This is a genomic window from Streptomyces sp. col6 (genome assembly GCF_008042035.1).
In the GTDB taxonomy this organism is placed as follows: Bacteria; Actinomycetota; Actinomycetes; order Streptomycetales; family Streptomycetaceae; genus Streptomyces.
On the sequence record NZ_RDBL01000017.1, the window covers coordinates 20,611 to 27,524 of the forward strand.

Here is a 6,914-nt window from a genome sequence, read left to right on the forward strand (position 1 = left end):
CCCCCGTGCAGCGCCTCGCGATGCCGGTCGTGGCGGAGACCGGCGCCCCCGCCGCCGGGCCCGAGCCGGAGGGGGGCGCCCCCTCCGTACCGCAGCCCCTCGCCGTAAGGCCGACGGCGCCCCGGGCCGACCGGTCGCCGCCGAAGCAGGCGAACGCGCAGGCGGTCCAGCGGGCCGTCGCCGAAGCCGGGCTCGCCGGCGTCCCGGTCACCGTCGTGCAGCGGAAGCCGCAGGCGCCGGCGCCCGCGCCGGAACGGCCCGCCGAGCCCGCCGCCGACGTGGACGTGGAAGACCTCGCCCGACGGCTCATCGACCCCGTCGCCCGGCTGCTCCGGGCGGACCTGCGGCGGGGCAGGGAACGTTCCGGACGCCCGTACGACGGCCGGCGCTGAAGAGAGAAAGCAGCAGATGACGGACAACATCTTCGCGACGAGCGTGTTCTTCAAGCTCACCATCGGCGGCAGCGACCTCGGCGCGTTCCACACCTGCTCGGGCCTGGGCGCCGAGGTCGAGCTGGAGCAGTACGCCGAGGGCGGGAACAACGGGTTCACCTGGCAGCTGCCGGGGCGGATCACCTGGACCAACATCACGCTGACCCGCCCCGTCACCGCCGACACGCTGAAGATCGCGCGCTGGCTGAACGAGACGACGCAGCGCGTCGAGCGCAAGGACGGCGAGATCGTCGCCCTGCGCCCCGACCTCAGCCGGATCGTCAGCTGGCAGGTCCAGGGCATCGTCCCGGTCCGCTGGCAGGGGCCCTCCTTCGACCCGGCCAGCTCCCAGGCGGCCGTCGAGTCGCTGGAGATCGCGCACGAGGGCCTGGTGCCCTCCTGATGCACCGTCACGAACAGGACCAGGAAGGAGGGGACCCGTGCCCGCCGCAGCCCGCACGAGCCGTGCCCGCGCACAGCTGACCATCATGGAGCCGCCGTCGGACGTCGGCTCCAAGCCCGGCGGGACCCTCGCCCGGCTCACGCTCCAGTTCAACCCGGCCACGCTCTCCCTGCGCAAGTCCACCGAGTGGCGCCGCACCCCGTCCCGGACGGCGGGGGAGTCCGCGCTGCCCGAGTTCGTGGGCAGCGGACCGCGCTCGCTGTCCCTCGACGTGTTCCTGGACGCCACCGCCACGCACGACAACTCCGTGGAGAAGGCGGTCGAGCAGCTGATGACGGCCTGCGTGCCGACGCCGAGCAGCCTGGGCCGGAAGAAGCCGTCGAGCCCCTGGGTGCGGTTCGACTGGGGGACGTCCAGGACGACGTCGTTCGACGGGGTGCTCTCCAGCCTCTCGGTCTCGTACACGCTGTTCGACGTGGACGGGAAGCCGCTGCGCGCCACCTGCTCGCTGTCGATCGAGGAGGCGAGCGTCGACCCGGCCGGGCAGAACCCGACGTCCGGCTCGCGGGAGGCACGGCGTACGCACACCGTCGTCGCCGGGGACAGCCTGCCGCTGCTCGCCTGGCGGGAGTACGGCGATGCCACGGCCTGGCGCACGATCGCCGAGGCCAACGGCATCGACGACCCCATGCAGTTGCTCCCCGGCAGTGAACTCCTCGTGCCCGCGCTGGAGGACAGCGCGGCCGAGGACGGCGTACAGGAGGCCGCACGATGACCGGGCCCGCCCGTTCCTTCGCAGCCGACCCGATCGTGGAGGCCCCCGCCGAGCTGCCCCAGGCGTGGGCCGCCCAGCTGGTCAGCTGCGCGGTCGACGAGAACGTGGGGCTGCCGGACAGCGCCGTGCTCACGTACCGCGACCCGTACCACACGCTGCTCACCGCCACCGGGATCACCATCGGCACCGAGCTGAAGATCTCCGTGGTCACCGTCCAGGAGCAGGCGCGCGAGCGGCTGTTCACGGGCGAGGTGACCGCCCTGGAGCTGGACAGCGACACCACCGGATCGTTCACCGTCGTCCGCGCCTTCTCCAAGGCGCACCGGCTGCGGCGCGGCCGCAAGGTCGTCGCGTTCCGGAACATGAAGGCCGCCGACATCGTCCGCAAGGTCGCCACCGGGGCCGGGCTGCGGTGCGGGAAGGTCGAGGCGGCCCCGGTGATGTACAAGCAGCTCACCCAGCCGAACATCTCGGACTGGGACTTCCTCCAGTACCTCGCGGGGGAGTGCGGGGCGCACGTGCGGGTGGACGAGAAGGGCCTGCTCCAGTTCGTGAAGCAGAAGCCCGCCTCCTCGGCGCCCGCCCCGTCCACCTCCGCGTCCAAGCACCCGATGGTGCTGGAGTACGGGCGCAACCTGCTGGCGCTGCGGGCCGTGCTGTCCGCCTCGGACGGGGCGGACAGCGTGGAGGTGCGCGGCTGGGACGTGGAGAACAAGGTGCGGGTCGTCCACCGCGAGCAGGCGATCCGCTCCGACACCGTGACCCCGGGCGCCAACCCGTCCACGGCCGCCGCCCTGTTCGGGAAGAACGCCCGGATGACCGTCGCCGACACCCCGTACCGCACCCAGGCCGAGGTCCGCGCGGTCGCCGGCGCCGTCGCCGGGCGGGTCTCCTCCGGCTTCGGCGAGATCGAGGCGGTCGCCGAGGGCAACCCGAAGCTGCGGGCCGGCGAACCGGTCGCCCTCGGCAACGTCGGCCCCGCCTTCGCCGGCCGCTACACCGCGACCGCCGCCCACCACACCCTGGACCCGCAGGACGGCTACCGCACGACGGTCCTGGTCAGCACCGACCCGGACCGCTCGCTGACCGGCCTCACCGGCGGGCAGGGCGCGCCCGTGCCCGGACCCCGGATGCCGGGCCTCGCGATCGGCGTGGTCACCGACATCCGCGAGGGCCGGGGCAAGGAACGCGGCTCGGTGAAGCTGAAGTTCCCCTGGCTCGACGACACCTACGTCACCGACTGGGTCCGTACGGTCCAGTGGGGCGGCCAGGGCGGCGGCGGGGTGTTCAGCCCCGAGGTCAACGACGAGGTGCTGGTCGGCTTCGAACAGGGCCTGATCGACAGCCCGTACGTGCTCGGCGGGCTCTACAACGGCGTCGACAAGCCGTCCCCGCACGACGTCCCGCTCGTCGACCCCACCAGCGGCAAGGTCAACCGCCGCTCCCTGGTGTCCCGTTCGGGCAACCGGATCGAACTGCTCGACACCCCGCGCGGCCCGTCCGGGGTGCGGCTGGCCACCGGCGACGAGCAGCTGGAGGTCGTGCTCGACGAGCGGCGCGGCGAGATCGCGCTCAAGGTGTACGCCCGGGGCACCTCCCGGGTCCTCAGCTCCGTGTCGCTCGGCCGCTCCGGGATCACGCTCGACGCCGGCGTCGGCGACGTCCATGTGAAGGGGAAGCAGGTGACCATCAACGGCAAGACCAGTGTGACCGTCGACGGCGGCCTGCTCGCCGTCCTGAAGGCCGCACTCGTCCGCATCAACTGACGCCCCGCGCCACCGCCGTACCGAGGAGAACAACAGTCATGCCCCAGGCAGCCCGTACGGGCGACCCCACCGTCCACGGGGGCGTCATCGGCACCCCGCCCCCGGGCGCGGTGGCCGTCGCCACCGTGCTGATCGGCGGCAAGCCCGCCGCCGTCACCGGAAGCCTGCACGTGTGCGTCGTGCCCCCGCACGCCCTGCTCGGCCCGGGGAACGTGATCATGCCGAACCCGGCGGCGGCGGTCGGGGGCGCGGTCCTCATCGGCGGGCTGCCCGCCGCTCGCATGGGCGACACCACGACCTGCGGCGCGAAGATCGTCATGGGGGCGCCCAACGTCCTGATCGGAGGCCCCGTATGAGCGAGGGATTCATCGGCCGGGGCTGGGGCTTCCCGCTGCGCGTCGGCGCCACCGGCGGCATCGGCATGGTCGAGCGCGAGCAGGAGATCGAGGAGGCCATCGGCCTGATCCTCGGCACCGCGCCCGGCGAGCGGCCCATGCGCCCCGAGTTCGGCTGCGGCATCCACGAGTACGTCTTCGCCCCCGGCGACGGCGCCACCGCCGGGCGCATCGCGCACGAGGTGCGCAGCTCCCTGGAGCGCTGGGAGCCGCGCATCGAAGTCCGGGACGTGGTCGTCGCGTTCGACACCGTCGAGGAGGGCACGCTCTACATCGACGTGCACTACACCGTGCGGTCCACCAACGACCTGCGCAACCTCGTCTTCCCCTTCTACACGATCCCCGAGGCGGGAGCCCGCTGATGTCCCTGCCCCCGCCCAATCTGGACGACCGCCGCTTCCAGCAACTCGTCGACGAGGCCAAGCGGTACGTCCAGCAGCGCACGCCCGAGTGGACCGACCACAACGTGTCGGACCCCGGGGTGACCCTGATCGAGACGTTCGCGTACATGGTCGACCAGCTGGTCTACCGGCTGAACCGGGTGCCCGACCGCAACTACTACGCCTTCCTGGACCTGCTCGGCGTGCAGCTGTTCCCGCCGACGGCCGCCCGCGCCGACGTCGACTTCTGGCTGTCCGCGCCGCAGCCGGACACCGTGCGCCTCCCGGCCGGTACGGAGGTGGCCACCGCGCGCGGCGAGAAGGAGGAGGCGGTCGTCTTCTCGACGGACGAGGACCTGGCGATCGTGCCGAGTTCGCTGATCCGCCTGGTCACCGTCCCGGCGAACGGCGAGCAGACCGACCGCACCGGGCCGCTCGCCGACGGCCAGGACATCCCCTGCTTCCAGGCCCGCCCCCAGCCGGGCGACGCCCTGCTGTTCGGACTGCCGACCGCCGTGCCCCGCTGCATCGTGGCCGTACGCCTGGACAGCCGGGTGGAGGGCGTCGGCGTCGACCCCCGGCAGCCCCCGCTCGTCTGGGAGGCCTGGGACGGTGCCCGCTGGGTGCCCTGCGCGACCGGCACCGACTCCACCGGCGGGCTCAACAAGCCCGGTGAGATCACGGTGTTCGTGCCCGCCGGACACACCGCGTCCGTCACCGCCGGCACCCGCGCCGGGTGGCTGCGCTGCCGGGTCACCGACGTGGTGCCCGGCCAGCCCTTCTACTCCGAGTCCCCGACGATCCGCGAGGCCGAGGTCTTCACCGTCGGCGGCACGGCCGGCGTCGAGCACGCGGAGACCGTCCTCGACGTCCCGCTCGGCACCTCCGAGGGGGTCGCCGGCCAGATGTTCGCCGTGCCCCGCACCCCCGTCCTGCTCGACGGGGAACCGCCGCTCGTCGAGGTGTCCTCGGACGACGGCTGGCAGACCTGGACCCCGGTCGAGCACTTCGGCGCCTCCGGCCCCGGCGACCGGCACGTCCAGGTCGACCCCGTCGCGGGCCGGTTCGCCTTCCCGCCCGAGGTCCGCGAGGCCGACGGCACCATGCGGGCGTACGGGGCGGTGCCCCCGAAGGGCGCCCACATCCGCCTCACCCGCTACCGCACGGGCGGCGGCGCCGCGGGCAATGTGGCGCGCGGCGCGATCCGCGTCCTGCGCAGCTCCGTCCCGTACGTCGCCGGCGTCGCCAACCGCGAGGCCGCGCGCGGCGGCGTGGACGGCGAGACCGTCGAGAACGCGAAGCTGCGCGCGCCGCAGATCCTCCGTGTCCAGGAGCGGGCCGTCACCGCCGAGGACCACGAGGCCATCGCCCGCGAGGCCGCGCCCTCGCTGCGCCGCGTCCGCTGCCTGCCCGCCGTCCCCGGCGAGGGCGGCGCGGTCCGCGTCCTGGTCGTCCCCGACGCGGTCCCCGACGAGGGCGGCCGGCTCCGCTTCGAGCAGCTGATCCCGCCGGACTCCGTGCTCGCGGCGGTCGCCGGCCGGCTCGACGAACGGCGCCTCGTCGGCACCCGCCTGCTCGTCGAACCCCCCGCGTACCAGGGCGTCACCGTCGTCGCCGGCCTGATCGCGGACGAGGGCGACACGGACGCGGTCCGGGCCGCCGCGCTCGACGCGCTCTTCCGCCACATCGACCCGCTGCGGGGCGGCGCGGACGGCACCGGCTGGCCGTTCGGCAGGCCCGTGCAGTACGGGGAGGTCTTCGCCGTCCTCCAGGCCGTGCCCGGCGTCCGCCTGGTCGAGGAGGTGCGGCTGTTCCCTGCCGACCCGCTCACCGGGCGGCGGGGCGGGGCGGTGGACCGGATCGACGTCGCTCCGAACGCGCTGGTCTTCTCCCACCTGCACCAGATCGCGGTCACCGCCGCCGGGCCGGGTGAGCGCCCGTGACCAGGGCCGCCGTCCCCGGACTCCCGAGCCGCTACCCGATCGGGGCGATGCTGCCCGCCCTGTACGCGGACGACGACTTCGCCCAGCGCTTCACGGCGGGCCTGGACACGGTCCTCGCCCCCGTCCTCTCCACTCTCGACAACCTCCCGGCCTACTTCGACCCGGCGCTGGCCCCCGCGGACTTCCTGCCCTGGCTGTCCTCCTGGGTCGGCGCGGGCATCGACCCGGCCTGGCCGGAGGAGCGGCGCCGCGCCGCCGTCGCCCGCGCCGTCGAACTCCACCGTCGGCGCGGCACCCGCCGGGGCCTCACGGAACACCTGCGCCTCTGCTTCGGCGTGGAGGCGGAGATCGTGGACGGCGGCGGCGTCACCTGGTCCTCGGAAGCGGACTCCGCGCTGCCGCCCGCCCCGACGGGCGAACTGCTGGTACGGGTCCGGCCCCCCGCCGGACACACGGTGGACGAGACCCGCGTCCTGGCCGTGGTCCGCGCCTCCTGCCCGGCGCACCTGACCTGCCGGGTCGAGATCCTGCCGGGCGCCCCGGCCGACGAACCAGGGAGCCCCACATGACCCGCCCGTGCCCGGCCTGCGGCGCCGCGAACGCGGAGGACGAGGACTTCTGCGGGAGCTGCGGTACGTACTTGGGGTGGTCGTCCCGGCGGCCCGCCCCGGCCCCGGAACCGGCCGCCGCGCCGGAACCGGAGCCTGCGCCGGACTCCGCGCCGGAGCCGGACTCCGCGCCGGAGCCGGACTCCGCGCCGGAACCGGTCCGGCGTACGGCCCCGCGCCGTGCCGTGCCCGATCCCGCACCGACCCCGGCTC

At 74.4% G+C, this 6,914-nt stretch carries 8 protein-coding genes and 1 pseudogene; all 9 read left to right on the forward strand.

Going from position 1 to position 6,914, the window contains the following annotated elements; translation table 11 throughout:
* Positions 1-392 (forward strand): hypothetical protein (locus tag EAO73_RS25495; RefSeq protein ID WP_224756443.1); only part of this gene is annotated, 392 nt, incomplete at its 5' end.
* Positions 393-408: 16 nt separating this feature from the next.
* A complete protein-coding gene (locus EAO73_RS25500; protein WP_147973921.1) occupies positions 409-834 on the forward strand; it encodes a phage tail protein in 426 nt (141 codons plus the stop codon).
* A gap of 85 nt (positions 835-919) precedes the next feature.
* Positions 920-1,609 carry a LysM peptidoglycan-binding domain-containing protein gene (locus EAO73_RS25505; protein WP_147973930.1) on the forward strand — a complete coding sequence of 230 codons (690 nt, stop codon included), beginning with the start codon at positions 920-922 and terminating at the stop codon, positions 1,607-1,609.
* Positions 1,606-3,375, forward strand: coding sequence for a VgrG-related protein (locus tag EAO73_RS25510; RefSeq protein ID WP_147973922.1), 1,770 nt, complete (start codon positions 1,606-1,608; stop codon positions 3,373-3,375). Before EAO73_RS25505 ends, EAO73_RS25510 begins: the two co-directional genes overlap by 4 nt.
* A 38-nt stretch (positions 3,376-3,413) precedes the next feature.
* On the forward strand, positions 3,414-3,731 hold the full coding sequence (locus tag EAO73_RS25515; protein ID WP_147973923.1) for a PAAR domain-containing protein: 318 nt from the start codon (positions 3,414-3,416) through the stop codon (positions 3,729-3,731).
* Positions 3,728-4,132, forward strand: coding sequence for a GPW/gp25 family protein (locus EAO73_RS25520; protein WP_147973924.1), 405 nt, complete (start codon positions 3,728-3,730; stop codon positions 4,130-4,132). The genes EAO73_RS25515 and EAO73_RS25520 overlap by 4 nt, the downstream gene beginning before the upstream one ends.
* A complete protein-coding gene (locus EAO73_RS25525; protein ID WP_147973925.1) occupies positions 4,132-6,093 on the forward strand; it encodes a putative baseplate assembly protein in 1,962 nt (653 codons plus the stop codon). Before EAO73_RS25520 ends, EAO73_RS25525 begins: the two co-directional genes overlap by 1 nt.
* On the forward strand, positions 6,090-6,662 hold the full coding sequence (locus tag EAO73_RS25530) for a phage tail protein (RefSeq protein WP_147973926.1): 573 nt from the start codon (positions 6,090-6,092) through the stop codon (positions 6,660-6,662). The genes EAO73_RS25525 and EAO73_RS25530 overlap by 4 nt, the downstream gene beginning before the upstream one ends.
* Positions 6,659-6,914: pseudogene (locus tag EAO73_RS36715) on the forward strand (zinc ribbon domain-containing protein); the annotation flags it as partial. The gene EAO73_RS25530 and the pseudogene EAO73_RS36715, both read left to right, overlap by 4 nt.

Excerpts from the sequence above, each read along its gene's own strand:
- EAO73_RS25510 (WP_147973922.1), top strand. The coding sequence starts at position 1,606 with ATGACCGGGCCCGCCCGTTCCTTCGCAGCCGACCCGATCGTGGAGGCC.
- EAO73_RS25515 (WP_147973923.1), top strand. The coding sequence starts at position 3,414 with ATGCCCCAGGCAGCCCGTACGGGCGACCCCACCGTCCACGGGGGCGTC.
- EAO73_RS25500 (WP_147973921.1), top strand. The coding sequence starts at position 409 with ATGACGGACAACATCTTCGCGACGAGCGTGTTCTTCAAGCTCACCATC.
- EAO73_RS25525 (WP_147973925.1), top strand. The coding sequence starts at position 4,132 with ATGTCCCTGCCCCCGCCCAATCTGGACGACCGCCGCTTCCAGCAACTC.
- EAO73_RS25520 (WP_147973924.1), top strand. The coding sequence starts at position 3,728 with ATGAGCGAGGGATTCATCGGCCGGGGCTGGGGCTTCCCGCTGCGCGTC.
- EAO73_RS25505 (WP_147973930.1), top strand. The coding sequence starts at position 920 with ATGGAGCCGCCGTCGGACGTCGGCTCCAAGCCCGGCGGGACCCTCGCC.